The sequence below is a fragment of the Curtobacterium sp. MCBD17_003 genome (assembly GCF_003234885.2).
Taxonomy (GTDB): Bacteria; Actinomycetota; Actinomycetes; order Actinomycetales; family Microbacteriaceae; genus Curtobacterium.
This window is the reverse complement of sequence record NZ_CP126275.1, coordinates 1207650-1231715: the sequence shown is the minus strand read 5'-3', so window position 1 is coordinate 1231715 and position 24066 is coordinate 1207650. Positions and strand designations below refer to the sequence as shown.

Here is a 24066-nt window from a genome sequence, read left to right as displayed (position 1 = left end):
TGCGAACCCGATCCGGACCCGACCCGTCTCCGAACCAGCAGCGGCACCACGTTGGAACAGGAGCACGATGTCAGCGAGCAGCGCCCTCGGGAACTACACGGCGGAACAGGTCGAGCGGTACTACGCGAACGGCGACTGGCAGGACGGGGTCCTCATCGACATCGTCCGCGACCGTGCCGACGCCCACCCGGAGCGGACGTTCGTCACCGACGGCACGCTCACGCTGACGTACGGGCAGCTCCGCGAGGACGCCATCCGCCTCGCCGTCGGCCTGCGCGGCCTCGGCGTGGAACGGGGCGACCGCGTCGTCGTGCAGATGCCGAACTGGGCGGAGTTCGCCACGATCGTCGTCGCGCTCTCGCGGCTCGGCGCGATCCTCGTCCCCACGATGCCGATCTTCCGGCACGACGAGGTCGGCTACGTCCTCGAGCACTCCGAGGCGAAGGTCGTGATCGGCCCGCACGTGTTCCACCGCTTCGACCACCTCGCCATGTTCACCGCGCTCAAGGACCGGATCCCGACCCTCGACCACGTCGTCGTCGCCCGGGCCGAGTACCCGGACGCGCTCGACGGCGCGATCGACCTCGCGTCGCTGGCGGCCGAGGGCGACCTCGACGAGCTCGACGCGTCGCTCGGTGACACCGCGGGCCCCGACGATGGCTGCCTCGTCGTCTACACCTCGGGCACCACGAGCCGCCCGAAGGGCTGCTTCCACACCTTCAACACCATCCACGCGGCCGCACGCCTGCTCAACGAGCGCCTGCACGTCGACGAGGGCGACGTGATGTTCAACCCGTCGCCCGTGAGCCACTCCACCGGGCTCATCACGGGCCTCCTCATGCCGCTCATGGTGGGGGGCGGCACCCACTTCATGCCCGTCTGGGCGCCGGACGAGGGCATCGAGCGCATCCGCGAGTACGGGTGCACGATCACCGTGACGTCGACGACGTTCCTGACGACCGTGATGGAGGCGTTCGACCCGGAGCGCCACGACCTCAGCTCGATGCGGTACTGGGTGTGTGCCGGCGCGCCGATCCCGGGTGCCGTCGTGCAGTCCGCGCGCGCGATGTTCCCGTCGTGCCAGATCCTCAGCCTCTACGGGCGGAGCGAGAACATGACGACCGCGTTGTGCGCACCCGAGGACGCCCCCGAGAAGTCCGTGCTCTCGGACGGCCGCGCCCTCGCGGACTCCGTCGTGAAGGTGGTCGACGAGGACGGCGTCGAGGTCCCCGCCGGCACGAGCGGCGACATCGCGTACCAGGGTCCGTCCCACATGCTCGGGTACTACCGCGATCCGGAGCAGACCGCCGCGCTGTTCACGCCTGACGGGTTCTCGCGCTCGGGCGATCTGGGCGTGATGGACGCGGACGGCTTCGTGCGGGTGAGCGGCCGCATCAAGGACATCATCATCCGCGGCGGCATCAACATCTCGTCGCGCGAGGTCGAGGACCTGCTCGGCGAGCACCCCGCGGTCCGCACCGTCGCCGTCGTCGCGATGCCGGACCCGCGGCTGGGCGAGCGCTCGTGCGCCTTCGTGGTGGTCGCCCCCGGTCACGACGAGCCCTCGTTGTCCGACCTGACGGACTTCCTCCGGAGCAAACAGATCGCCGTGCAGAAGCTGCCGGAGCGCCTCGTGGTGATCGACGAGCTCCCGATGACCCCGGTCGGCAAGGTCCGCAAGAACGTGCTGCGCGACCGGATCGCGTCGATGCTCGCCGAGGAGCAGCGCGGTGTGACGTCCTCCCAGGACTGACGGCTCCGCCGCGGCCGTCAGCGCCGTCGACGGCCGTCAGCGCCGCCGGCGCCCGTCGACGCTGACGGCAGCCTCCCGGATGCGGGGCGTTGGATGGGTCGATGGCCCTCCCCACCGCCGCGGACCCCGTCGCCCCGATGCTCGCCAAGGCCGTCCCGGACGTCCCCGCCGCGGACGCCGTGCCCGGGGGCCTCAGCTACGAGCCGAAGTGGGACGGCTTCCGCGGGATCGTCTACCACGACGGCACGGACGTCGAGATCGGCAGCCGCGGGTCGAAGACGCTCACCCGGTACTTCCCGGAGCTCGTGGCGGTGTTCCGCGACCAGCTGCCGGGGCCGTGCGTGCTCGACGGCGAGATCGTCGTGCGGACCGGCGAACCGGGCGCGGAGCGGCTGGACTGGGACGCCCTGACGCAGCGGATCCACCCCGCCGCATCCCGGATCCGGAAGCTCTCGGTCGAGACCCCCGCTGCCTTCGTGGCGTTCGACCTGCTCGCGTTCGAGGACCGGGACCTGCGGGACCTGCCGTTCGCCGAGCGCCGCGTCGCACTCGAGGAGCTCGGTCGTGCGTTCGAGGACCCGCTGTTCGTGTCCCAGCGCACGCTCGACGTCGAGGAAGCCCGCCGCTGGCTGGTCGAGTTCGAGGGGGCGGGACTCGACGGTGTCGTCGCGAAGCCCCTCGCCGGGCCGTACGCGCCGAACAAGCGCACGATGCTCAAGGCGAAGCACCACCGCACCGCCGACGTCGTCGTGGTCGGCTACCGCGTCCACAAGTCGGGCGAGGGCGTGGGGTCCCTGCTGCTCGGACTGTACGACGCGGACGGCGAGCTGCACATGGTCGGCGGCGTCTCCGCCTTCTCCGACGCCCGACGGCGGGAACTCGTCACCGAACTGGATCCGCTGGTCCGGCGGGACGCGGACGGGAGGCCCGTCACCGGCGCCACCGAACGCAGCCGGTTCGCCTCGGGTCGCGACACCTCGTTCGTCGAGCTCGAGCCGGAGCGCGTCGTCGAGGTGCGGTACGACCAGATGGAGGGCGACCGGTTCCGCCACACGGTGCAGTTCGACCGGTGGCGGCCCGACCGGAACGCGCGGTCCTGCACCTTCGAGCAGCTCGAGCAGCCGATCGCCTACGACCTCAGCAGCGTGCTGCGCTGATCCCGTGGGTGCCTGGGACCTCGTCGAGCGGGGACGACCGCGTGGCCGCGACGGCCTGTGGTCCGACCGCGCGCCCGGACGGCTCACGATCCCGCGTCCGGGCGCAGCGACCCTCGTCGTGCTCGGCGGCTACGCGGTGTCGCGGGTGCTCGCGACCGGCCTGCTGCTCACCGCCTGGATCGTGAGCGGCGGCGTCCACGACGCACACGCGACCCTCCGGGCCCCAGGCGGGTTCGGCGGGTTCCTCACAGCCTGGGACGGCGCCTGGTACCGGCGGATCGCCCTGCACGGCTACCCGTCGGACCTGCCCGTGACGGGCGGTGCTGTGCAGAAGAGCGTGTGGGCGTTCCTCCCGGTGTACCCGGCCGTGGTGCGCGCGCTCATGTCGCTGACCTCGCTCGGATACGCACCGGCCGCGGTGACCGTGTCGGTGGTGGCGGGCGGCGCGGCCACGGTCGTCCTGCACCGGCTGCTCGCGGAGCGGTTCGGCAGCCGTCCGGCGATGTGGGGCGCGCTGTTCTTCGCGTTCGGACCGCTCGGGTTCCTGTTCCAGGTCGCGTACGCCGAGTCCCTGTTCCTCGCGCTCGTGTTCGCCGCACTCCTGGCGGTGCTCCGGGGCCGGCCGCTCGTGGCGATGCCGTTCGGGGTGGCCGCGGCGTTCACGCACCCCGGTGCCCTCGCGGTGCCGGTCGCCCTCGCGGCGGTGTGGGTGGCGTCACTCGTGCGTCGACGGCCGCTGCCGCTCCGGACGCACCTCGCGGTGGTCGCGTCCGGTCTCGTGACCGCGGCGGCAGGACTCGCGTGGCCGGTCGTCGTGACGCTCGTCACCGGCCGCGGCGACGGCTACGTGGCCACGGAGACCGCCTGGTGGCGGGACTACATCGGGGACGCCGCCGCGGTGTTCCGCCCGCTGACGCCGTGGTTCCTGTTCGCGGAACGGCTCGTCGGCGGCTGGGGCGTGCCGATCGTCGTACTGCTCCTCGTCGCCGTCGGCTGGTGCCTGGCGTTCCGGAGTCGTGCACTCGGCGTCGGGATCGGGGCGTTCGTCGTCGCGTACGTCGCGTACCTGGTCGCGGTGTTCCTGCCGCAGCAGAGCACCTTCCGCATGTTGCTGCCGCTGTCCCCGGTGCTCGGCACCCCTGCGCTGTCCGCCTCACCGCGTCGCGCGACGACGACGTTGGTCGTCGGCATCGCGGTCCAGCCGATCGCGATCTGGGCGCTCTGGGTCGCCTGGCCACCCTGACCCGCGGTTCCCGACCGGACTGTCCCGTTCACGCGGCCGTCCCCCTGCGGAGGTGCACGGTTCACCCAGCGATGCGACGATCAGCGGGTCGAGGACGCCGATCAGGGCCCACCGAGTCGCCCGGCGCCGGGGGAAACAAACCGACTGTCCGAATTCCGCACAGTTCTCCTCCATAGTTAGGCGAACTAGTAACTCCGTGCCACAGTTGTTCCAGGTCGGAGATAGTCTCCGAACCGAACGAGTTCCCGGGCACCGCCCTTCGAGAACAGGACCACCATGAGCACGCATCTCCTCCCCGTCCGTCACACGGCGCAGCGCAGCCCGTTCACGGAGATCCGGGAGGCGCGGCACCAGCGCGCACTCGTCGCCAGCGCGACCGTGACCGGCATCGTCAGCGTCACCGTCGCGAGCCTCGCGCTCGTCACCCTCGGGCTCGGCGCGTGAACGCCCCGGCCATCGTCACGCCGCTCATCGAGCGCGCCGCCGCTCCGGCGCCGACGACCACCTGGGCCCTCGCGGACGAGGGCCTCTGGGTCGCGACGCACGCCGGGTACTTCGGCGGCACCATCGACCAGCACGGCGCGCACCACTACGCGATGGACACCTTCGGGCGCTACGTCGGGGACTTCGCGACGCTCGACCTCGCGAAGCAGCACCTCATCGAGCACATGACCACGCTCTTCGGCACGGAAGGAATGGCAGCATGAACGGCATCGACGGCATCAGCGACGCGCACCGCGGGACGTGGTCGCGCTTGACCCGCCTCCACACGGCGAGCGCGGGCCTCCCGACGCAGACCAAGCGAACCGAGGACGGGCGCACCGCACGCGACGAGGCAGCGCTCGGCCTGTAGGAACTGATCGGCACCCAGCCCAGATCGCACAACGCGCCGCTCACCTCCGAGTGCAGCGGCGCGTTCTGCATTCTCCGCGGAGACGCGGCGCGTTCTGCGATCTCGGCCGGGGCGCGCGTCAGGCCTGCTGCTTGCGCGCCCGGGACGGCTGCACGCGGGGTGGCTCCCCCGGCATCTTCGGGTAGTCGGGCGGGAACGGCATCTCGCCCAGACCGGCAGCGAGGTCCCGCTCCCACCACGCCAGCAACGCGTCGATGCGGGCGGGCTGCGCGTGCATGTCCTCCCAGGGGTCACCGACGGCGCGGAGTCGCTCCGGGATCGTGCGCACCGTGTGTGTCCGCGGGTCGGTCTCCGACAGTTCCTCCCATCGGAGCGGGGTCGAGACGGACGCGTGCGGGAGTGCCCGGGGGCTGTAGGCACCGGCGATCGTCCGATCCCGGTTCGCTTGGTTGAAGTCGACGAAGATCCGCTCGCCGCGCTCTTCCTTCCACCACGCGGTCGTCACCTGCTCCGGCATCCGCCGTTCGAGCTCGCGGGCGGCGGCGATCACCGCGTGCCGCACGTCGAGGAACTCCCACTCGGGCTCGATCGGCGCGTACACGTGCAGGCCGCGGTTCCCCGAGGTCTTGATCCACGCGGTCAACCCCGCTTCGTCGAGGACCTTCCGCAGCTCGAGCGCGGCGGGGACGGCGTCGTGGAAGTCGGTGCCCGGCTGCGGGTCGAGGTCGATCCGCAGCTGGTCCGGGAAGTCGCTCCGCTCAGCCCGTGACGCCCACGGGTGGAACACGACGGTGTTCATCTGCGCCGCCCACACCGCCGCGGCGGGCTCGTCGATGATCATCTGCGGGTGTGCGCGGGCGCTCGGGTAGGTCACGGTGACGGCGCGCACGAAAGCGGGTGCGCCCTTCGGCGGGTTCTTCGAGAAGAACTGCTCGCCGTCGACGCCCTCGGGGAACCGCTGGAGCGACACCGGCCTGTCCCCGTTCGCGCGCACGAACGCGTCCCCCACGGTGACGAGGTAGTGCGCGAGATCGAGCTTCGTCAGCCCGAGCTGCGGCCACAGCACGCGTTCCGGACTCGAGATCCGGACCTCCCGGTCACCGGCCGGTCCGGGCACCGTCAGCACCGTCGCGTTGCTCGCCATCCGTGCAACCTACGCCGGACGGCCGGGAGGCGCGGCACCGGCCCGCACACCGGCGTCGCTCCGCCTCGCCCTCCCCCGTGGACAGACTGACCGTTCCGATCTAGATTGCTAGCATGGTAGCCAGCAGCGGGAACAAGGTGCAGTTCAACGTGTACCTGCCGGCCGAACTCGTCCGCGAGCTCAAGCACCGCGCCATCGACGAGGGGGTCTCGCTCTCGTCGCTCGTCGAACACGTGATGTCCACGTACCTGTCGGGTGCCGAGGCCGCCCCGACGGAGGGGGAACGACCATGACGACCATCCGCAGCATCCTGTACACCGCCCACCCCGCCGCATGGCACGACCTCGCGACGGCGCTCGGGCTCCGACGGCACGATGCCCCCGCCGACGGCGACTGGACGGAGTTCGACGGCGACGGGGTCCTCGCCATCCGCGGCGTCGATGACGGGTCGGCCGACGACGGACGGGTCGATCTGCAGGTGCTGGTGGCGGACCTCCCGGCAGTGCGGCGCGAGCTCGACCGAGCAGAGCTGGCCGTCCGGACCAGCACGCTCGCCGACGTCGGGGAGCTGCTCACCGTCGACGCCGCCGGTGCACCGGTCGCGATCACCACCGCGGACCGAGCAGCAGTGGGCGGCGACCTCAGCGTCATGCCCATCCGCTACGCGTCGTCGGTCGCCGAGGCGGCGCGGGTGTTCCGAGCGATCGGCCTCGGACCCCGGATCGCGGCCGACGGTGGCGGATGGGCGGACTTCACCGCGGACGGCGGCGGGCTCGCGGCCCTGCACGAGGGTGCGGACGGCCGCACCGAGCTGTCGTTCGAGCACCGCGGCGACCTCGACACACTCGCCGCACGTCTCCGCGCCGGCGGGTACGAGGCGGACGTGGTCGACGAGGCATACAACCGGACCGTCCTCGTGACCACGCCCGACGGCTGGCGACTGTGGGTCAACGGGGCCCAGGAGGACCTCCACGGGTACTCGCGTCAGGACTGAGCGCAGCCCCAGGCCGACCGCGGCCCGCGCGCCCTGCCCCGCGTCCGCTCGGTCCTCCCGCGAGATCGCAGAAGGTGTCGCTCCGGGTCCGGTCGAAGCGGCAACGACCGCGACCTCCATGGGCTCCGGAGGCGGGTGGGCTCCGGAGCGGCCCGACCGCCTGTCCGGCAGTCCGGCCCCCTTGACTGGGCGGCGTCAGGGGATGGTGTTCCAGTGGTAGTCACCTCGAGCGTCCGCACCGTGGCCGCCGCACCGGTACGACGTCCCGGAGGCCGACTGAGCGACCTGCCCGACCTGACTCGACGAGCAGTAGGCACCCGGAGTGATGACCGCGCTCTGCGCCGGGGCGGGTGCCGGTGCCGATGCCGGTGCCGGTGCGACGTACGTGCCCACGGAGGTCACCTGCGTCACGGGCGGTGTCGTCACGACCTGGCTGACCTCTGCGCGCCCGGTCTCGACGCCGTCCGTGTACGTGACGCGGTAGGTCGTGGTCCGGACTCCGTTGACGCCCGTGGTCGTGATCACCGAGGTGCCCTTGGCCCGCGTCGCGTCGTCGAGCGTCGTCGAAGCGAACGGGATCGCCGCGGTCGTGGTGACGAGCTTCGTCGTGACGATCGGAGTCGGCGTCGGGCTCGAGGAAGCAACCCGGTGTTCGCGCTCGTGCTCGTGCTGCGCGGTGGACGCTGTCGAGGATGCGACGGCGTGCGGCTCGGACGTCGCTGCAGCACACCCCGCACCGACCACCAGCAGGACCGCTGCTCCGGCCGTCGCGACGGTCGCCCTCACCCGTCGGGACATCGTCTTCCAGGACATCGCCACCCCCATGCTCGTCATCGCGCGGGACAAGTGTCGTCCCGCGAAAGGGGGACAACCACCCCCCGTACGAGGGTCACGAGATCGCAGCCGGTGTCGCTTCAATGGGGATCGAAGCGGCAACGACTGCGATCTCGATGAGGTGGGAAGCAGGACGGGGCGTGATGCCGCTCGCCAGTAGGCTGACGCGGTGACCGACACCCCCGCCACCCCGCTCCGGATCGCGCTCGTGTCGCTGCACACCTCCCCCGGCGACGAGCCCGGTTCCGGTGAGGTCGGTGGGATGAACGTCGTCGTGCGACACCAGGCCGAGGCGCTCGCGGACCTCGGGCACCGGGTCGAGATCGTCACCCGCCGGTCGTCACCGACGCAGCCGGACTCCGTCGAGATCGTCGCGGGCGTGTGCCTCCGGTTCCTGTCGGCCGGGCCCGCACAGCCGGTCCCGAAGGGCGAACACGACGCCTTCATCGAGCCGTTCCGGGCGGGACTGGCGGAGCTCGGCCCGTACGACGTGTTCCACGCCCACCACTGGTTCTCGGGCATGGCCGCGCTGCCGGTGGCTCGGGAGCGCGGGGTCCCCCACGTGCAGTCCTTCCACTCGATCGCCGCCCACGCAGCGACTCCGCTGTCCGAGGGCGAGCGCCCCGAGTCGGCGGGCCGGATGGAGGGCGAGGCGTTCCTGGCGCGCGAGTCGGACGCCGTCGTCGCGATCAGCGAGGCCGAGGCCGACACCGTCCGCTCCCGGCTCGGCGCCGCAGCGGATCGGGTGGTCATCGTGCCACCCGGCGTCGACGGCTCGGTGTTCCGTCCGGCGAGCGCCGCGACCCGCGCCGCCGCCCACGACCGCCCCCGCTACGTCGTCGCGGCCGCGCGGGTGCAGCCCCTCAAGGGCCTCGACCTGGCGATCGCCGCGGTCGCCGCCGTTCCCGAGGCCGTTCGGCCGGACCTGGTGATCGCGGGCGATGCGTCGAGCGAGGCGACCGGATACGTCGAGGAGCTCCGCGGGCTCGCGGATCGACTCGGCATCGGGGACCGGGTCCGGTTCGTCGGTCCGCAGTCGCGCCCGGACCTGGCGATGCTGTTCCGCAACGCGGGACTCGTGCTCGTGCCGTCGCACTCCGAGACGTACGGTCTCGTCGCGCTCGAGGGCTCCGCGTCCGGTGTGCCGGTGGTCGCCGCCGCCGCGGGTGGCCTGCGCGAGGCGGTCGTGGACGGTGAGACCGGCGTCGTCGTGGAGTCGCGCGACCCGGACGTCTGGGCGGGCGTCATCGCGACCGTCCTGACCGATCCGGCGCTCGCGGACCAGCTCGCCGCGGCGGGGCGGGAGCGCGCGGAGCGGCTCAGCTGGGAGCGGTCCGCCGAGGGACTCGTCGAGACCTACCGGTCGGTGATCGCGCGCGTCGAGGAGCGCCGGCGCTCCGCGTCCGCGTGAGCGCCGTGCTCCGGCGAGCCGTCCGGGCGGCGCTCGTCACCGGGACCCTGTGCCTGCTGACCGGGTGCTCGGCGGTGAACGGCGGCGTGCCTCCCGGCTCCGGCACCGGCGGCATCGGCGGGGCGGGCACCGCTGCTGCCGGCCCCGGCGCGGTGAGCGTGAGCGCTGCCGCGAGCGCGGGGACCGCCCCGGGTGCCGCCGACACCCCCTCCACGGCGGCGACGGGCACCGCCGCCGCCCTCCTGGCGACGCTGCCCGTCAAGGGCCGCGCCGCGGCGACCGGGTACGACCGCGTCGGCGACTTCGGCACCGCCTGGCTCGACCGCGACCACGACGGATGTGACACCCGCGACGACGTCCTGGCGCGCGATCTCACGGACGTCGAGCGCCCGGGAGGCTGCCGGGTGCTGTCCGGCACCCTCGTGTCGCCCTACACGGGAGCGGCGATCCGGTTCACGCGCGGCGCGACGACCTCGGCCGCCGTGCAGATCGACCACGTCGTGGCGCTCGAGGACGCCTGGCAGACGGGGGCGCAGCAGCTCGACCAGGAGGCTCGGGAGGACCTGGCGAACGACCCGGGCAACCTCCTGGCGGTCGACGGGTCGTCGAACGAGCAGAAGGGGTCCGGTGATGCCGCCACATGGCTGCCGCACGTCGTCGCGTTCCGGTGCTCCTACGTGGCCCGGCAGGTCGCGGTGAAGGCCGCGTACGGACTCTGGGTCACCCCAGCCGAACACGACGCGATCGCCCGGATCCTGGCGACCTGCCCGATGCAGCCCGCGGTCCGCACGGCGTTCTCGGCCCGACCGGGAGGCACGGCCGCCGGAAGCGGGTCGGGCGGCGCCGCCGTCGTCCCGGCTCCGGCGACTCCTGCGGCTCCCGGAGCGCCGGCTGCGACACCTGCCGGTCGGACGCCGGCACCGAGCTTCGCGAACTGTGCGGCGGTCCGGGCAGCCGGTGCGGCACCGCTCCACATCGGTGACCCGGGGTACTCGCGCCAGCTCGACGGCGACGGCGACGGCACGGCCTGCGAGGACTGACCGCGGACGGCCTGTGCTACCCCTGACCGGCGAGGAGCTCGTCGATCCGCTCGAAGTCCTCGTCCATCCCGGCGTCGATCCCGCTCGCGAGGACGGCGTCGCAGGCCTCCTTCGAGGCGTGGGTCGAGGTGATCTCGAGCGCGGATCGCCCGCCCTCGAGGTCCACGAACCGCAGGGTCTCGAGCGTCACCCCGCTCTCGCCCTCGTACTCCCACGTGTGGACGATGCGACCCGGTACGACCTCGTGGTACGAGCCACGGAAGGCCCAGCCGTCGCCGTTCGCCGCCTCGACGACGTAGCGGAACGCACCGCCGGTCACCGCGTCGAACCGGTCGAGCCGGACGGTGGTGCCGTGGGGCCCCATCCACCGGACGAAGCGCTCGGGATCGGTGTGGGCGCGTTGCACCGCGCTCGCGGATGCATCGAACTCGCGACGGTGTCGAACGCTCTGGTCGCCGACGCGGGTGTGCTCCGTCTCGGCCGGGCCGTGGGGGTCGTCCTGAGGCATCGGGGGTCCTTCCGGATTCGGCCGCGGCGGTGCGGCCGGGTTCGTCGTGCTCGTGTCAGCGCGCGGCAGCACCGTATTCGGGCTCGCGGTCGGACGTCAAGGACCGCGACGGTCGTGCTCGGCCGATGGTGCGAGCGGCAGGATGGGGACATGCCCCTCGACCTCGCCGCGTTCTGGTCGGCGCTCGACGCGGTCCCGGTGCCCGACGACGCCGAGGCGTTGTACGACGCGTCGGCAGAGGGCACGCTCCGACGCGGCAACCTCGACCGGTACCTGCGGCTGCTCGCCGACGCCGGATCGACCGTGCTGCTCGTCGCCGAGGCCCCCGGCTGGCGGGGCATGACGAACACGGGCCTGCCGTTCGTCAGCGTGCGGGAACTCGACGCGCGCCCGGGGATCGTGACCGGGGCCGCCGAGGGTGACGGCTTCGCGCGACCGCCGGCGCCGACCGCGCCGTGGGAGGCCTCCTCGCGGGTGGTCTGGGCCGCGCTCCGGGACTGGGCGGGGCCGCTGCCCGTCGCGTGGCCGGTGTACCCGCACCACCCGTTCGCCGCGCCCGACCGACGCACGAACCGGACGCCCCGACCGGCCGAGGTCCGAGCCGGCGCTCCCGCGACGCTCGCGCTGCTCGAGGCGCTGCGCATCGACCACGTCGTCGCCGTGGGGCGGAAGGCCCAGGGAGCGCTCGCCACCGCCGGCATCGACGCGGTCGCCGTCCGCCACCCCGCCCAGGGCGGCGCACGACAGTTCACGGACCAGCTCGCCGCGTTCTCCGCAGCCGTCCGCTGAGCCGGCCCGGATCAGGGCGCGGGACGGCTCGCGGACACGTCGCCTCCGCTCGCACCGTCGGCCGGGAGGAACGGGTACCGCCATCGGGACGTCGGCCCGTCCGGTGTCGCCCGCCACGTCACCGTCAGGGTCCGGTCCCGCGTCGCGGCGTCGGGGACGGCCCGGAACGCGAGGGATTCCCCCGCGGCGAGGTCCGCCGGCGGCTCGGACACGACGACCGGCATGGTCGGGTCCGCCGTCAGACGCACGTCGAACGCGCTCGCCGTGCCGGTGTTCCGGAGGACGGCACCGCCGTCCGGCGCCGACGCGATCCGCCACGAGACGGACGGAGCCGGAGGGACCGACGCGGCACGGGCCTCCCGGCCGGCGTCCGACGGAGCGGGCGTGGACGGCGGACCCCCACTCGGTCGTGCCAGGCGTTCGAGCGCGCCGGCGATGCGCTCGAGGGTGTCGATGGACAGCGCCGAGGTTCGCTCGGCCCGTTCGGCGCTCGCGGCGGCGGCGAGCCGGTCCTGCTCGGCAGCTCGACGGGCGCGCTCGGCGGTCCGGGCGTCACGCTGCTGCTGCCGCGCGGTGTACACCCACGACACGACCACGCCGAGCAGCGCGACGACGGTCCCGACGACCTGGATCCACGTGTCGATGCCGCTCATGCCGACACCCTGCCGGACACCCCCGACACCGCCGACCTACGTGGTCTCGATCGTCACGCCCTTGGCCCGGAGCTCGGCGTCGACGTGCGCGGGCAACGGCGCGGACGTCCACACGGTCTCGAGCGCCGGCAACTCCACGATGTCGCTCCACGTCAGCGGGTCGTGGCGGTCGTCGTCCCCGCTCCAGTCGGGATCGACGTCGCCGTAGATCTGGAGGTCCCCGTCGACGGTCAGCTGCGTCACCAGCGCGAGCTGCGAGGGCAGGACCTCGAGGTCCTCGTAGTACTCGCGGGCGAGCTGCCCGGAGCCCTCGACGACCTCGTCCTCGTCCTCGGCGTCCTCGTGCGCCGCACCCGCGTACGGTTCGAGGACGTCGAGGTCGTAGCACAGCGCCTCGAGGACGATGAGCTTGGCGTTCTGGTCGGCGAAGTCGTACGGCTCCTCGGGCGTTTCCATGCCCGGGATCGTATCCCCGCCGCCGGTGCCGTGGCCGTGCGGTCAGATCCCCGTGACGTCGTGGAGCATCGCCGCGAGTTCGGTGACGTGGGGTTCGCGGAGCAGGGAACTGTGTTCGCTCGCGAGCCGGGGGAACCGCATCTCGCCGCGCAGGTAGGGGCGCCACGAGTCCGGCCCGTCCGGGTTGCCGTCGGCGAACACGAACGTGACCCTGCCGTCGTACGGGCGCACCCGGTGCCGGCGGACCATCACCGAGGCCTGGTCGAAGAACGCGTCGAAGTGGTCCTGTCCCCGGTACCGGACGACCCCGGCCGTGTAGGCGCGGAGCCGGCGGGACACCCGCTTGACCTGCGGGAGTCCACCCGGCAGGACCCTGCGGAGCTGTTGTTCCGCGCCGCGGCGCACCGCGTTGAGCACCCGCGACCCGTGCTCGCGCTCCGGCAGTCGGGCGAACTCGAGCGCGCCCTGCTCCGCCGTGCTCCGCGGCAGGTAGGTGTCCAGGAGCACGACGTGCTCGACGGTCTCCCCGTTCTCGGCGAGGGTCGTCGCGATCTCGAGGGCGATCAGGCCGCCGAGCGAGTGCCCGATGAGCCGGTACGGGCCGTGCGGCTGGACCACGCGCATGAGTTCGATGAACCGACGCGCCGCCGCGGGGACGCTCCAGTCCGGCAGACTGCGCCGCTCGAGGCCGTGCTGCTGGAACACGTACACGTCGTGGTCGGCCAGGTGCCGGGCCAGGGGCACGAACGTCAGGCCGAGGGCGCCGGCACCGGGGAAGCAGAACACGGGCGCACCGCCGCCACTCGTCAGCTTGACGACGTCGGGGTGGCTCGGCACGGCTCTGGTCCCGGCACGGACCCGCCGCGCGAAGTCCGCCAGGGTCGGATGCTCGAGGATCTCGGCGGACCGCACCTCGACACCGATCCGGTCGGACACGGCGGCGAGCATCTCCTCCGCGGCCAGGGAGTCCCCGCCGAGCGACGCGAAGTCGTCCTCCGGCGCGACGGCGGGCAGCCCGAGGACCTCGGCCCAGATCTGCCCGACGGCGAGTTCCCACTGGTCGTGGGTGGTCTCGTCCATCGTGGCGACCGCGCCGTCGCCCCCACCGGCGTCGTCTCCGGTCCCGGCGGCCGGGGGCGGCGGGAGCTCGGCGCGGTCGACCTTGCCGCGCTCGTTCCGCGGCAGCGCCACCATCGGCACGATCGTCCCGGGCACCATGTAGGCGGGGAGTTCGGCACGCAGAGCACGTCGGATCGCAGCGGGCGACGCCGTGCGCCGCCCGGCTCGACCGACGACGTAGGCGACGAGGCGCGTGGATGCCCCGGGTTGCACGATCGCGGTGACCACGGCCTCCTGGACCGTGTCGATGCGGCGGATGGCGGCCTCGATCTCGCTCGGCTCGACGAGGTACCCGCGGACCTTGACCGCGTCGTCGGCCCGACCGAGGAGCGTGAGTTTGCCGTCCTCGTCGATCCGCGCGAGGTCGCCCTGCTTCCAGGTGGCCCGGCCGTCCTCGGCGATCCCGGCACGGAGCGCCGTCTGCTCGTACGCGCCCCAGTACCCCGGGGTCACCGCGTGGGACACGCACAGCAACTGCCCGGTCTCGCCGACCGCCGCGGTGGTGCCGTCCTCGCGGAGGATCCGGATCTCCTTGTCGAACGCCGGCTCGCCCGCCGGGATGCTCCCCTCGGGCACCGGATCGCCCGGCGCAATCTCGTTGAAGGCGAGCGACGCGGTCTCGCTCGACCCGGTGAAGTTGAAGAACGACGTCGTCGGGCCGAACAGCGGTCGTACCGCCGCGACGTCGGTCCCCGTCACGGCCTCACCGACGGTGGCGAACACCCGGAGCCCGCGGAGCCGGTCGTCGTCGGGTCCGAGCGCGTCGGCGATCGTCCGGGCGAGGTGCGGGGTGCTCTGCAACACGGTGATGCCGCGCTCCGCGATGCGGTCGACGAGTCCGAGCACCCCGGCGTCACGCGCGTCGAGCAGGTGCGCCTCGGCACCCGAGTGGATCGTGCCGAACGCCATGGCGAACCCCGCGGCGAACCCGACGGGCAGCACGACGGCGGAGCGCTCGCCGGGAGCGAGCCCGAGGCGCTCGCGGTAGCCGGTGACGTCCGCGAGCATGGCTCGGTGGCTCGTCACGACGCCCTTCGGCGCGCCCGTCGAGCCGGATGTGAACACGATGTTGAAGCCGTCCGTACCGCCGCGTTCGAGGGCGGCGGGCACGACCCGGATCGGCCCGCCCGCTGCGGCGATCGACTGGGCCTCGTCGAGCATCGGATCGAGCGGGAGGACCGCGGCCGGGCCCGCCACGAGCGTCGCCGCGAGCGCGCGGTGCGCCTCGTCCGCGACGATCTCGGTGATGCCCGCGAGCGCGATGACGTGCCGGATCCGTGCCTCTGGCAGATGGGCGTCGAGGACGACGAGCAGCCGGCCGGCGAACGCGAGACCGAGGACGCCGAGCACGCCGCCGCTCGTCTGGCTGGCCATGATCCCGACCGGCACCGGCCCGTCACCGGGCACGGGGCCGACGCCGGCCGCGCTGTGGTCGTCCGGCCGGAGGCGCTCGTCGAGGAGTGCGCCGAGGGCGCGGCTGATCTCGTCGGCCTGCCGGTAGGTCACCGTCGTGTGCTCGTCGGACAGCGCGATCTCGTCCGGCCACCTGGCTGCGGTGCGGGCCCAGCGTTCGAGCAGGGAATGCTCGGGCATGAGCTCGCCCTGCCGCGAGGACTCGGCCGGCGGCGCGATCGCGACGGCCGGGTGTCGGTCGTCGGGCGCGGCGCCGACGGACGATCGAGGCGCGCCGCCGGCGGTCGTCGAGGACAGCGTGGTCGCGCTGCGCTCGGACATGGTGGTGTCCTCGTCGGTTCCGGTGCGCGTCGGGGCAGCGCGGTCCGGAACCATCGCGGCGCCTGGGTGGGCGTCGTGCATGGGCAGAACCTCCCGTTTCGGGTCGGGGGTCGTGTTCGGGTGGTGCGACCCTACCCTGCCGCTCACAGCTCGTCCATAGCGCGTGGGGTTCCGGCAGTGGTCGGACGATCGGCGGACGAGACCCGTACCCCGCGCGCCGGCACCGTCGCAGGGCCCGGCAGCGGGCACCGGACGACGACCGGAACCGGTCCACCGAGTCTCGGGAACCGGTCAGTGCGTGGTCGCGAGCGCCCGCGCGGTCAGGGTCCGGAGCCAGTCGATGCGCTTGCCGGGCCAGCCGTGCACCACCGCGAGCCACTCGTCGGGCAGGGCGCCCGCCCCGTACCGGGCGCCGGCGAGGCTGCCCGCGATCGCCGCGACGGTGTCGGTGTCGTTCCCGCCCCGGACCGCGCGCTCGAGGACGTCGACGAGGTCGCTGCCGCGGGTGACGGCGGAGACGGCCCCCTGGAGCGCCGCCACGACCCAGCCGTTCCGGTCGGCGAAGTCCGCCGGGTTCGACTGCTCGGCCTCGTCGAGGAGCGCGAGCCACCGGGCGCGGCGTGCTCGCGGCAGGAGCGGGATCCCCGTCCGGACGTCGACGTGGCCCTTCCGGACCGCGCGGCGGATCGCGGCCGTCCAGAGCACGCAGGCGTCACCGGCGTCGTCCTCGTGGTGCGTCAGTTCCGAGACCCGTCGGGCCGCCGCGGCGAGTTCCCGCTTCGTGCCGTCTCCGAGGTACGCGAGCGCGACGGGCCCGGTCCGCATGAGCGACCCGTTGCCAGCGGACCGGCCGTTCGCCTGGTGCACCGCGAGTGCGGCGGCGCGGGCAGCGGCCTCGGTGTTGGCGTCGAGCTCGGCGAACACCGCGCGGGTCTGGACGCCGGCGTCGGGGGCGTCCTGCGCCCAGTCGGCCCACTCCGCCACGATGCGTCCGAGCGTCCGGGCGTCGTCGAGGCGATCACCGCGCGCGAGGGCCTCGAGCACGGGGATCCCCATCGCGGTGTCGTCGGTCCATTCCCCCGGCGCGGTGCCCGTGGGTCCGCCACCCCGCATGCGCACGGGCGCGTCCTGGGCGAGCGGCGGTCCGAACTCGTAGCCGGCGCCGAGGGCGTCACCGCATGCGGCGGCGAGCACCGACCCCAGCGCGCGATCGCGCACGTCGTCGTCCATCGAGCCTCCCGGGGCAACGCTACCGGGCGCGTGGGCCCCGACGTCGATCGTGACGTCGCCCCGGACGGGGGCATGTCGCTTCGGGTGACGCACGGGAGGATCACTTACTGTCATGCCCGTCCGCCCGCGACCGAACCCCGTCGCGTCCGCTCCCGGAAGGTCCGCCCGCCCCGTGATCCCGACCGCGCCCAGCCCCGTCCGCGACGCCGTGCTCGACCGCACAGGACAGCGCAGCACGGGCCAGCGCAGCACGGGACAGGGCAGCACGGGACAGGGCAGCACGGCTCGCGCCGGTGCGACCGGCGGTCGCCGGACCACGGCCCGCTCGACGCGGGCGCGCCGACGACCGCGGCGCACCAGCGCTGCCCCGGGCCGGGTCGGACGTCGCGTGGCCGTCGGGGTCGTCTCGGTCTTCGGCGCCGGCGTCGTCGCGGCGGCGATCGGGATCGTGGTGCTCGTCGTCATCGCGGTGAACTCCCTGCACGGGCTCGTCGGTGCCGGGACCACGGCGACGGCGATCACGTGCCCCGCGGTGCCCGCGAAGACCGTCGGCGGCATGGTGGTGCCCCGGGGTCCGGTCGCGGGCTACTGTCAGGACCGCCTCGTCAACGCCGCGTACGTCATCGAGGCCGCCCAGTCGCTCGGCATCGGCCCGCACACCCAGGCCGTCGGGGTGATGACGGCGATGGGCGAGTCCGGGCTCGTGGACCTCGACCACGGGGACGCGGCCGGTCCGGACAGCAGGGGCCTGTTCCAGCAGCGGGACAACGGCGCGTGGGGGACGTACGCCCAGCGCATGGACCCGTACACGGCAGCGACGATGTTCTTCCGGAAGCTCGTGAGCATCCCGGGGTGGAAGACGATGACCCCGACCCAGGCCGCACACGCCGTGCAGGTGAACGCCGACCCGGACCACTACGCCCGGTACTGGCCCGGGGCGGTGCAGATCGTCGAACGCCTGACCGGCGAGGACGTCCCCGAGGTCGCGCCGCAGTAGCCCACGGCGGTCACCACCCGAGCGTGCCCGGGGCCCCCTTGAACGGGCCCACCACGCGGGACGTCACCCAGCCGCCGTAGAAGTCGCCCGGCTGTGGCTCCACCCGTTCCCCGTCGACCTCGCAGTCGTCCACGGCCCCCGGGTAGACGGCGACCCGGTCGGCGAGGACCTCGTACCCGGCCCAGGGACTCGGGTAGCGCCAGGCCGCGCGTGGCGCCGTCCGGCCGCCCCCGTGCAGGTCGAGGTATCCGGCCCGGCCCTTGAACTCACACATGCTCACGCCCTCCGCCGGGGTGAGGGCGCCGGGGGCGAACCCGGACAGCGGGAGGTAGTACACGGGTGGATGGCTCGTCTCGAGCACGCGGACGGCATCCCGCGTGTCGGCGACGACGACGCCGCCGAGCCGGACCACGACGTGTTCGGCGGTCGACTCGACCCGCGGTGGGCGCGGGTAGTCCCAGACGGACTCCTGACCGGGTCCCGGGACCACCGGGACCAGGCCCTTCGGGCGGATGCTGGCCATGTGCCCCCGTCTACTCGCGCCGCCCGGGAGCGGCCACCCGGCAGCCTGCAGCCGCAGGGAGCCTGCCGCCACCGGGGATGTCATGCCGCGACCGCGCCGAGTGCCGGGAGGAGCGCCACGCCGTCGTCGGACACGAGCACCTGCGCGCGCAGCGGCACCGCGGCTCGAGCGAAGGCGACCGTGACGGCCTCGGCCCACGCCCGGTCGCGATCGCGGGGTGCGGACGAGCCAGGCCGTTCCCACGCCACGATCACCTGGGTGGCGCCGACGTCGGGCACGATCTCGCCCATGGCCTGCGCGAACTGCGCCACGCCGTCGGGCTCGGGAGCGGCGGGGAGGTCGTCGATGGGCACGAGCACCTGCACCGGCACGGCGTCCTCGCCCAGGAACAACAGCCAGCACTGTCGGCGGACGACGGGCAGGAGCAGCGCCCGGACGAGGGCGAGCACGTCCGCGTCGGTGTGGACGGGGCGGTCACGGAGCGTTTCGAGTGCGTTCTGATCGGTCATGGGACCGAGCCTGGCCATGTGGCGGAGCCGCTCCGGGCCTCCCGGTCGGGCCTGTGGACCGCACGACCGACGCCCGCCCTGTGGACGGCGAGGACGAGCGCCGATCCCGGGTCGAGGGCCCGTGCCGGCCGCGGAGACGCGGGTCAGAGCCCCAGCCCGCGCCCGATGATCTCGCGCTGCACCTCGTTCGCGCCGCCGTAGATCGTCGTGGCGACCGCGGTCCGCAGCTGCTGCTCCATGCCCGCGGCCGAGCCGTACCCGGATCCACCCATGAGCTGCACGGCCTCGAGCGTCGTGTGCTTGTACGTCTCGGTGGCGCGCAGCTTCGCCATCGACGCCTCGGTGTTGAGCCGGTCCTCCTCGCCCGCGTCGACACGGTCGGCGATCTCGTACACGTACGCGCGACACACCGCGACGTCGGACGCGAGGTCGGCGATGCGGTGCCGCACCGCCTGCTTGCGCGACAGCGGCGCCCCGAACTGCTCGCGCGTCGTGACGTGCGCGACGAGCTGGTCGAGCGCCCGCTGGGCCGCCCCGACGCTCATGGCGGCGATGATGACGCGCTCGACCGCCAGGCCGCGGCCGATGTGTCGCCACGCCTCACCGCGTGTCCCCACCACCGCGGACGACGGCACGCGCACGCCCGACAGGAACACGTCGTTCACCATGTGGGCGCCCATCGTCTCGATCGGGCGCACCGTCACACCCGGGGCGTCGGCGGGGACCATGAACAGCGTCAGCCCGTCGTGCCGGACACCGCTGTCGTCCGTCCGGGCGAGCACGAGCAGGTGGCGCGCCAGGTGCGCGAACGAGATCCACGTCTTGCGGCCGTCGAGCACCCAGTCGTCGCCGTCCCGGGAGGCGCGGGTCGTCGCCGCCGCCAGGTCCGACCCCGCCTCGGGCTCGGTGAACGTGACCGACTCGGCATGCCCGGAGACGATCGAGGTCACGATGGTCCGGCGCTGGTCGGCGTCGCCCCACTTGAGGTAGCTCTGCGCGGCGGTCAACGCCGTCGAGTAGGCCGTGAGCGGCACGCCCGCGCGCGCCGTCTCCTCGAGGAGCAGGCACTCCTCGGTGAACGTCCGTCCGCCGCCACCGTCGGCCACGGGCAGCGACACCCCGAGCAGACCCCGGTCGGCGAACAGCGCGAAGGCCTCGGGTGCGTTGAGCGCGGTGTCGTCGCGGGAGAGGCGGCGGCGGGCCTCCTCGTCCGGGACGAGCTCGGCGCACACGGCACGCACGGCGTCGAGGTACGACCGCTGCTGCTCGGTCAGGCGCATGGACTCCTCCTCAGGGACGAGCCGACGGTACTCCGTCCACAGGAACGCTCCTGCCTCCGGACACACCAGCCGACCATGGGTACGTTCCACCCATGGACGCTTCGGTGCGGGATGCAGTACCCACGACGGCGGTGACGCTGCGGATCAACGGCGAGGACCGCCCGCTGGTGGTGGACAACCGCACGTCGTTGCTCGACGTGCTCCGCGAGCGACTCGACCTCATCGGCTCGAAGAAGGGCTGCGACCACGGCCAGTGCGGCGCGTGCACGGTGCTCCTCGACGGCCGCCGGGTGAACAGCTGCCTCGTGCTCGCGGTCGCGGCGGAGGGCAGCGCCGTGACGACCATCGAGGGACTCGCGGACGGTGACGATCTCCATCCGGTGCAGGTGGCCTTCCTCGAGCGCGACGCGTACCAGTGCGGGTACTGCACGCCGGGCCAGATCTGCTCGACCATCGGCGCGCTCCGCGAGGCCCGTGCGGGGATGCCGAGCCACGTCACCACCGACCTCGCGGCCGACGAGATCGTCCTCGATGACGCCGAGATCAGGGAACGGATGAGCGGCAACATCTGCCGCTGCGGTGCGTACGTCAACATCGTGGCGGCGGTCCACGACGCCGACGCCGCCGACGCGGTGCACGTGCACACCGAGACCGACGACACCGACGGCACGCAGCGGCGTGACGAGACGACAGGGGCTGCACGATGAAGACGTTCGAGTACGAGCGCGCGACGGACGTCGACGACGCGGTCCGGCGACTCGCCGCGGAGCCGACGGCCAAGCCCCTCGCCGGCGGCACGAACCTGGTCGACCTCATGAAGCTCGGCGTCGAGCGGCCCGATCGCCTGGTCGACGTGTCCCACCTCGGTCTGACGGACGTCGTGGAGGAGCCCGACGGCTCGCTCACCATCGGCGCGGGCGTGCTCAACGCCGACCTCGCCGCGCATCCGGCCGTCCGTACGCGCTTCCCGGTGTTGAGCCGCGCACTCCTCGCCGGGGCGTCCGGACAGCTCCGGAACCGGGCGACCACCGCCGGCAACCTCCTCCAGCGGACCCGGTGCGTGTACTTCAACGACGTGAGCAAGCCGTGCAACAAGCGGGAGCCCGGGACCGGCTGTCCGGCGATCGAGGGCCTGTCGCGCGAACTCGCCGTGCTCGGCACGTCCCACTCGTGCATCGCGACGCACCCCGGCGACATGGCCGTGGCGCTCACCGCACTCGACGCGACCGTGCACTTCACGACCACGGAGGGGCCGTCCTCGCTCCGGATCGGCGACTTCTACCGGCTCCCCGGCGACGAGCCGGAGCGTGACACGAACCTGCCGGTCGGCGCGGTCATCACCGCCGTGACGATCCCCGCGCTGCCGTTCGCCGCCCACTCGACGTACCGCAAGGCCCGCGACCGCCGCTCCTACGCCTTCGCACTCGCCTCCGTCGCGGCCGCGATCGACGTCGACGGCGACGTCGTCCGCGACGTCCGGATCGCGTTCGGTGCCGCGTCGCACAAGCCGTGGCGCGCCTCCGCCGCCGAGGACGCGTTGCGGGGCGGCCCCGTGACCCTGTCGGCGTTCGCCGCGGCTGCCGACGCCGAGCTGGCCGCCGCGACCCCGACCGACCAGAACGCGTTCAAGGTCCCGCTGCTGCGGCGGCTCGTCGTCGGCGTCCTCGCCGAACTCACGGGCGTCGACGACGCCGCCGGCCCGACGAACGGTCGCGCGGCGGACACCGGCGAGGCCGCGGCGTGACCGCGATCGGGGCTCCCCTCGCCCGCCTCGAGGGGCGGGAGAAGACCACCGGCATCGCGCGGTACGCCTTCGAGCAGGGGCCGGAGGACGACGTCCTCTACGCCTGGCCGGTGCAGGCCTCCGTCGTGACGGGTCGGATCCTCGCCACGAACGCCGACGAGGTCCGCGCCATGCCCGGCGTGGTCACGGTGCTCACGCACGAGGACGCGCCGCGCCTGCAGGAGTCGGACGACGCCGAGTTGCTCGTGCTGCAGTCCGACCGGATCGCGTACCGGGGCCAGGTGGTCGCCCTCGTCGTGGCCGAGACCCTCGAGACCGCCCGCGAGGCGGCAGCCCGGTTCGTGCCCGAGTACGCCGAGGAGGGCATGGACGTCGTCCTCACCGAGGACCACCCGAAGCTCTACGCGCCCGAGCAGGTGAACGCGGGGTTCGCCACCGACTCGAGCGAGGGGGACGTCGACGCCGCCCTCGCCACGGCGGCCACGAGCATCGACGCGACGTACCGGACGCCCGCGCTCTTCAACAACCCGATGGAACCGCACGCGACCACCGCGCACTGGCACGACGGCCGGTTGGACGTGGTCGACGCGTCGCAGGGCACGAGCCCCGACCAGTCGACGATCGTCTCGCTGTTCGGGCTCGACCCCTCGTCCGTACGCGTCCGGGCCGAACACGTCGGCGGCGGGTTCGGGTCGAAGGGATCCCCACGGCCGAACGTCCCGCTCGCCGTCATGGCGGCGATGGCCACGGGTCGACCCGTCAAGATCGCCTACACGCGGCAGATGATGTTCGCGATCGCGGGCTACCGCACGCCGACGATCTCGCGCATGCGGCTCGGGCTCGACACCGACGGCCACCTGACGGCGGTGTCGCACCAGGCGTACTCGCACACGTCGAGCATCCAGGAGTTCGCGGAGCAGACCGGCGAGGTCACCCGGCACATGTACGGGGCCCCGAACATGCTCGTCACGCACCGCCTCGCAGGCCTCGACGTCCCGACACCGCGGTGGATGCGGGCCCCGGGCGAGTGCCCCGGCATGTACGCACTCGAGTCCGCGATGGACGAACTCGCGATCGCCGCGGGGATCGACCCCGTCGAGCTCCGCGTGCGCAACGACCCGGAGGTCGATCCGGAGTCCGGGCAGCCCTTCAGCAGCCGGAACCTCGTCGCCTGCCTGCGCCGGGGCGCCGAGCTGTTCGGGTGGGACGGCCGCGACCCACGGCCCGGCGTTCGACGCGAGGGCCGATGGCTCGTCGGCACCGGTGTGGCTGCGTCGTCGTACCCCGCGATGGCCCAGCAGAGCGGTGCCCGGGCGACGGCGCTGCCCGGCGGACGGTACGCGATCGGTGTCAACGCGACGGACATCGGCACCGGCGCGCGCACGGTGATGGCGCAGATCGCCGCCGACGCGCTGGACGTCCCCGTCGAGGCGATCGACATCAGCATCGCGGACAGCGACCTGCCCGTCGCGTCCGTCGCGGGCGGCTCGTCCGGCACGGCGTCCTGGGGGTGGGCCGTGACGAAGGCGTGCCGCCACCTCACCGCGCTGCTCGACGAGGGTCAGCCGGTGCCGCCCGAGGGCCTGGAGGTGGTGGTCGACACCACCGAGGACGTCGCCGCCATGGGCCCGTACGTCCGTCAGGCGTTCGGCGCGCAGTTCGTCGAGGCGCGGGTCGACCTGGACTCGGGTGAGGTCGTGGTCCCCCGCATGGTCGGGGTGTTCGCGGCGGGACGGATCATGAACCCCCGCACCGCTCGATCGCAGTTCGTCGGCGGCATGACCATGGGCCTGTCGATGGCCCTGCACGAGCACGGCCTGCTCGATCCCGTGCTCGGGGACTACGGCAACCACGACCTGGCGACCTACCACGTGGCGGCGAACGCCGACGTCGAGGACCTGCACGTCGAGTGGCTCGACGAACGCGACGACCACCTCGCGCCGATGGGCGGCAAGGGGATCGGCGAGATCGGGATCGTCGGGGCCGCGGCCGCCGTCACCAACGCCGTGTGGCACGCAACCGGTGTCCGCATCCGCTCCCTGCCCGTGCAGCCGGACAAGCTCGTCGGGGCGCTGCCCTCGCGGGCCTGACGCCG

Annotated in this window: 25 protein-coding genes; 15 read left to right on the top strand and 10 right to left on the bottom strand. The window is 73.3% G+C overall.

The window, feature by feature from the left end:
- The first annotated feature begins 67 nt into the window (after positions 1-67).
- The 6 genes from DEI88_RS05950 (at position 68) to DEI88_RS05925 (ending at position 5006) form a co-directional block, all read left to right on the top strand.
- Positions 68-1753, top strand: coding sequence for an AMP-binding protein (locus tag DEI88_RS05950; RefSeq protein WP_111071677.1), 1686 nt, complete (start codon positions 68-70; stop codon positions 1751-1753).
- 101 nt (positions 1754-1854) lie between these two features.
- The gene (locus tag DEI88_RS05945) at positions 1855-2910 is read left to right on the top strand and encodes an ATP-dependent DNA ligase (protein ID WP_111071676.1); all 1056 of its coding nucleotides are present in this window, start codon (positions 1855-1857) and stop codon (positions 2908-2910) included.
- Positions 2911-2914: 4 nt separating this feature from the next.
- Positions 2915-4153: a putative hexosyltransferase gene (locus tag DEI88_RS05940; protein WP_111071675.1), complete on the top strand. Its 1239-nt coding sequence runs from the start codon at positions 2915-2917 to the stop codon at positions 4151-4153.
- Between the two features lie 276 nt (positions 4154-4429).
- Entirely contained in the window at positions 4430-4597 is a 168-nt protein-coding gene (locus DEI88_RS05935) for a hypothetical protein (protein ID WP_181434666.1), read from the top strand.
- Positions 4594-4860, top strand: a complete 267-nt coding sequence (locus DEI88_RS05930) for a hypothetical protein (protein WP_111026843.1) — start codon at positions 4594-4596, stop codon at positions 4858-4860. Before DEI88_RS05935 ends, DEI88_RS05930 begins: the two co-directional genes overlap by 4 nt.
- Positions 4857-5006, top strand: coding sequence for a hypothetical protein (locus DEI88_RS05925; RefSeq protein WP_181434667.1), 150 nt, complete (start codon positions 4857-4859; stop codon positions 5004-5006). Before DEI88_RS05930 ends, DEI88_RS05925 begins: the two co-directional genes overlap by 4 nt.
- A 118-nt stretch (positions 5007-5124) precedes the next feature.
- On the opposite strand, the gene ligD is transcribed toward DEI88_RS05925, so the two are convergent.
- Positions 5125-6150, bottom strand: a complete 1026-nt coding sequence (gene ligD / locus DEI88_RS05920; protein ID WP_111048660.1) for a non-homologous end-joining DNA ligase — start codon at positions 6148-6150, stop codon at positions 5125-5127.
- Between the two features lie 113 nt (positions 6151-6263).
- On the opposite strand from ligD, the gene DEI88_RS05915 reads away from it, so the two are divergent.
- Both DEI88_RS05915 and DEI88_RS05910 read left to right on the top strand, forming a co-directional pair.
- Positions 6264-6443 carry a ribbon-helix-helix domain-containing protein gene (locus DEI88_RS05915; protein ID WP_111012677.1) on the top strand — a complete coding sequence of 60 codons (180 nt, stop codon included), beginning with the start codon at positions 6264-6266 and terminating at the stop codon, positions 6441-6443.
- Positions 6440-7144, top strand: a complete 705-nt coding sequence (locus tag DEI88_RS05910; RefSeq protein ID WP_111036077.1) for a hypothetical protein — start codon at positions 6440-6442, stop codon at positions 7142-7144. Before DEI88_RS05915 ends, DEI88_RS05910 begins: the two co-directional genes overlap by 4 nt.
- Before the next feature lie 195 nt (positions 7145-7339).
- On the opposite strand, the gene DEI88_RS05905 is transcribed toward DEI88_RS05910, so the two are convergent.
- The gene (locus DEI88_RS05905) at positions 7340-7957 is read right to left on the bottom strand and encodes a G5 domain-containing protein (protein WP_258374974.1); all 618 of its coding nucleotides are present in this window, start codon (positions 7955-7957) and stop codon (positions 7340-7342) included.
- A 190-nt stretch (positions 7958-8147) separates the two neighbouring features.
- Here DEI88_RS05905 and DEI88_RS05900 point away from each other — a divergent pair, with 190 nt between their 5' ends.
- The gene (locus DEI88_RS05900) at positions 8148-9389 is read left to right on the top strand and encodes a glycosyltransferase (RefSeq protein WP_258374973.1); all 1242 of its coding nucleotides are present in this window, start codon (positions 8148-8150) and stop codon (positions 9387-9389) included.
- Positions 9386-10429, top strand: a complete 1044-nt coding sequence (locus DEI88_RS05895) for a GmrSD restriction endonuclease domain-containing protein (protein WP_258374972.1) — start codon at positions 9386-9388, stop codon at positions 10427-10429. Before DEI88_RS05900 ends, DEI88_RS05895 begins: the two co-directional genes overlap by 4 nt.
- Before the next feature lie 16 nt (positions 10430-10445).
- Here DEI88_RS05895 and DEI88_RS05890 read toward each other — a convergent pair whose 3' ends face one another.
- A complete protein-coding gene (locus DEI88_RS05890) occupies positions 10446-10937 on the bottom strand; it encodes an SRPBCC domain-containing protein (RefSeq protein WP_111048664.1) in 492 nt (163 codons plus the stop codon).
- A 150-nt stretch (positions 10938-11087) separates the two neighbouring features.
- Between DEI88_RS05890 and DEI88_RS05885 the strand changes: the two genes are divergently transcribed.
- Positions 11088-11726: a uracil-DNA glycosylase gene (locus tag DEI88_RS05885; protein WP_111048665.1), complete on the top strand. Its 639-nt coding sequence runs from the start codon at positions 11088-11090 to the stop codon at positions 11724-11726.
- An 11-nt stretch (positions 11727-11737) separates the two neighbouring features.
- On the opposite strand, the gene DEI88_RS05880 is transcribed toward DEI88_RS05885, so the two are convergent.
- The 4 genes from DEI88_RS05880 to DEI88_RS05865 form a co-directional block, all read right to left on the bottom strand.
- The gene (locus DEI88_RS05880) at positions 11738-12379 is read right to left on the bottom strand and encodes a hypothetical protein (protein ID WP_111071674.1); all 642 of its coding nucleotides are present in this window, start codon (positions 12377-12379) and stop codon (positions 11738-11740) included.
- A 36-nt stretch (positions 12380-12415) separates the two neighbouring features.
- On the bottom strand, positions 12416-12835 hold the full coding sequence (locus tag DEI88_RS05875) for a DUF6892 domain-containing protein (RefSeq protein WP_111008569.1): 420 nt from the start codon (positions 12833-12835) through the stop codon (positions 12416-12418).
- 42 nt (positions 12836-12877) lie between these two features.
- Positions 12878-15688 (bottom strand): AMP-binding protein, encoded by a 2811-nt coding sequence (locus DEI88_RS05870; protein ID WP_181441191.1) that lies wholly within the window; start codon positions 15686-15688, stop codon positions 12878-12880.
- A gap of 291 nt (positions 15689-15979) precedes the next feature.
- Positions 15980-16918: an ADP-ribosylglycohydrolase family protein gene (locus DEI88_RS05865; protein ID WP_111012683.1), complete on the bottom strand. Its 939-nt coding sequence runs from the start codon at positions 16916-16918 to the stop codon at positions 15980-15982.
- Between the two features lie 112 nt (positions 16919-17030).
- Between DEI88_RS05865 and DEI88_RS05860 the strand changes: the two genes are divergently transcribed.
- Positions 17031-17915, top strand: a complete 885-nt coding sequence (locus DEI88_RS05860) for a hypothetical protein (protein WP_146246036.1) — start codon at positions 17031-17033, stop codon at positions 17913-17915.
- 10 nt (positions 17916-17925) lie between these two features.
- Here DEI88_RS05860 and DEI88_RS05855 read toward each other — a convergent pair whose 3' ends face one another.
- The 3 genes from DEI88_RS05855 to DEI88_RS05845 form a co-directional block, all read right to left on the bottom strand.
- Positions 17926-18438, bottom strand: coding sequence for a DUF427 domain-containing protein (locus DEI88_RS05855; protein ID WP_181434671.1), 513 nt, complete (start codon positions 18436-18438; stop codon positions 17926-17928).
- Positions 18439-18518: 80 nt separating this feature from the next.
- Positions 18519-18947 (bottom strand): hypothetical protein, encoded by a 429-nt coding sequence (locus tag DEI88_RS05850; RefSeq protein WP_111012686.1) that lies wholly within the window; start codon positions 18945-18947, stop codon positions 18519-18521.
- A gap of 143 nt (positions 18948-19090) precedes the next feature.
- The gene (locus DEI88_RS05845) at positions 19091-20227 is read right to left on the bottom strand and encodes an acyl-CoA dehydrogenase family protein (RefSeq protein WP_111048672.1); all 1137 of its coding nucleotides are present in this window, start codon (positions 20225-20227) and stop codon (positions 19091-19093) included.
- A gap of 92 nt (positions 20228-20319) precedes the next feature.
- Between DEI88_RS05845 and DEI88_RS05840 the strand changes: the two genes are divergently transcribed.
- From DEI88_RS05840 to DEI88_RS05830, 3 genes are read left to right on the top strand one after another with little or no spacing between them, the layout of a single operon-like run.
- A complete protein-coding gene (locus tag DEI88_RS05840) occupies positions 20320-20934 on the top strand; it encodes a 2Fe-2S iron-sulfur cluster-binding protein (RefSeq protein WP_111008562.1) in 615 nt (204 codons plus the stop codon).
- Positions 20931-21971: an FAD binding domain-containing protein gene (locus tag DEI88_RS05835; protein ID WP_111071671.1), complete on the top strand. Its 1041-nt coding sequence runs from the start codon at positions 20931-20933 to the stop codon at positions 21969-21971. Before DEI88_RS05840 ends, DEI88_RS05835 begins: the two co-directional genes overlap by 4 nt.
- On the top strand, positions 21968-24061 hold the full coding sequence (locus DEI88_RS05830) for a xanthine dehydrogenase family protein molybdopterin-binding subunit (protein WP_111071670.1): 2094 nt from the start codon (positions 21968-21970) through the stop codon (positions 24059-24061). The genes DEI88_RS05835 and DEI88_RS05830 overlap by 4 nt, the downstream gene beginning before the upstream one ends.
- Positions 24062-24066 lie beyond the last annotated feature (5 nt).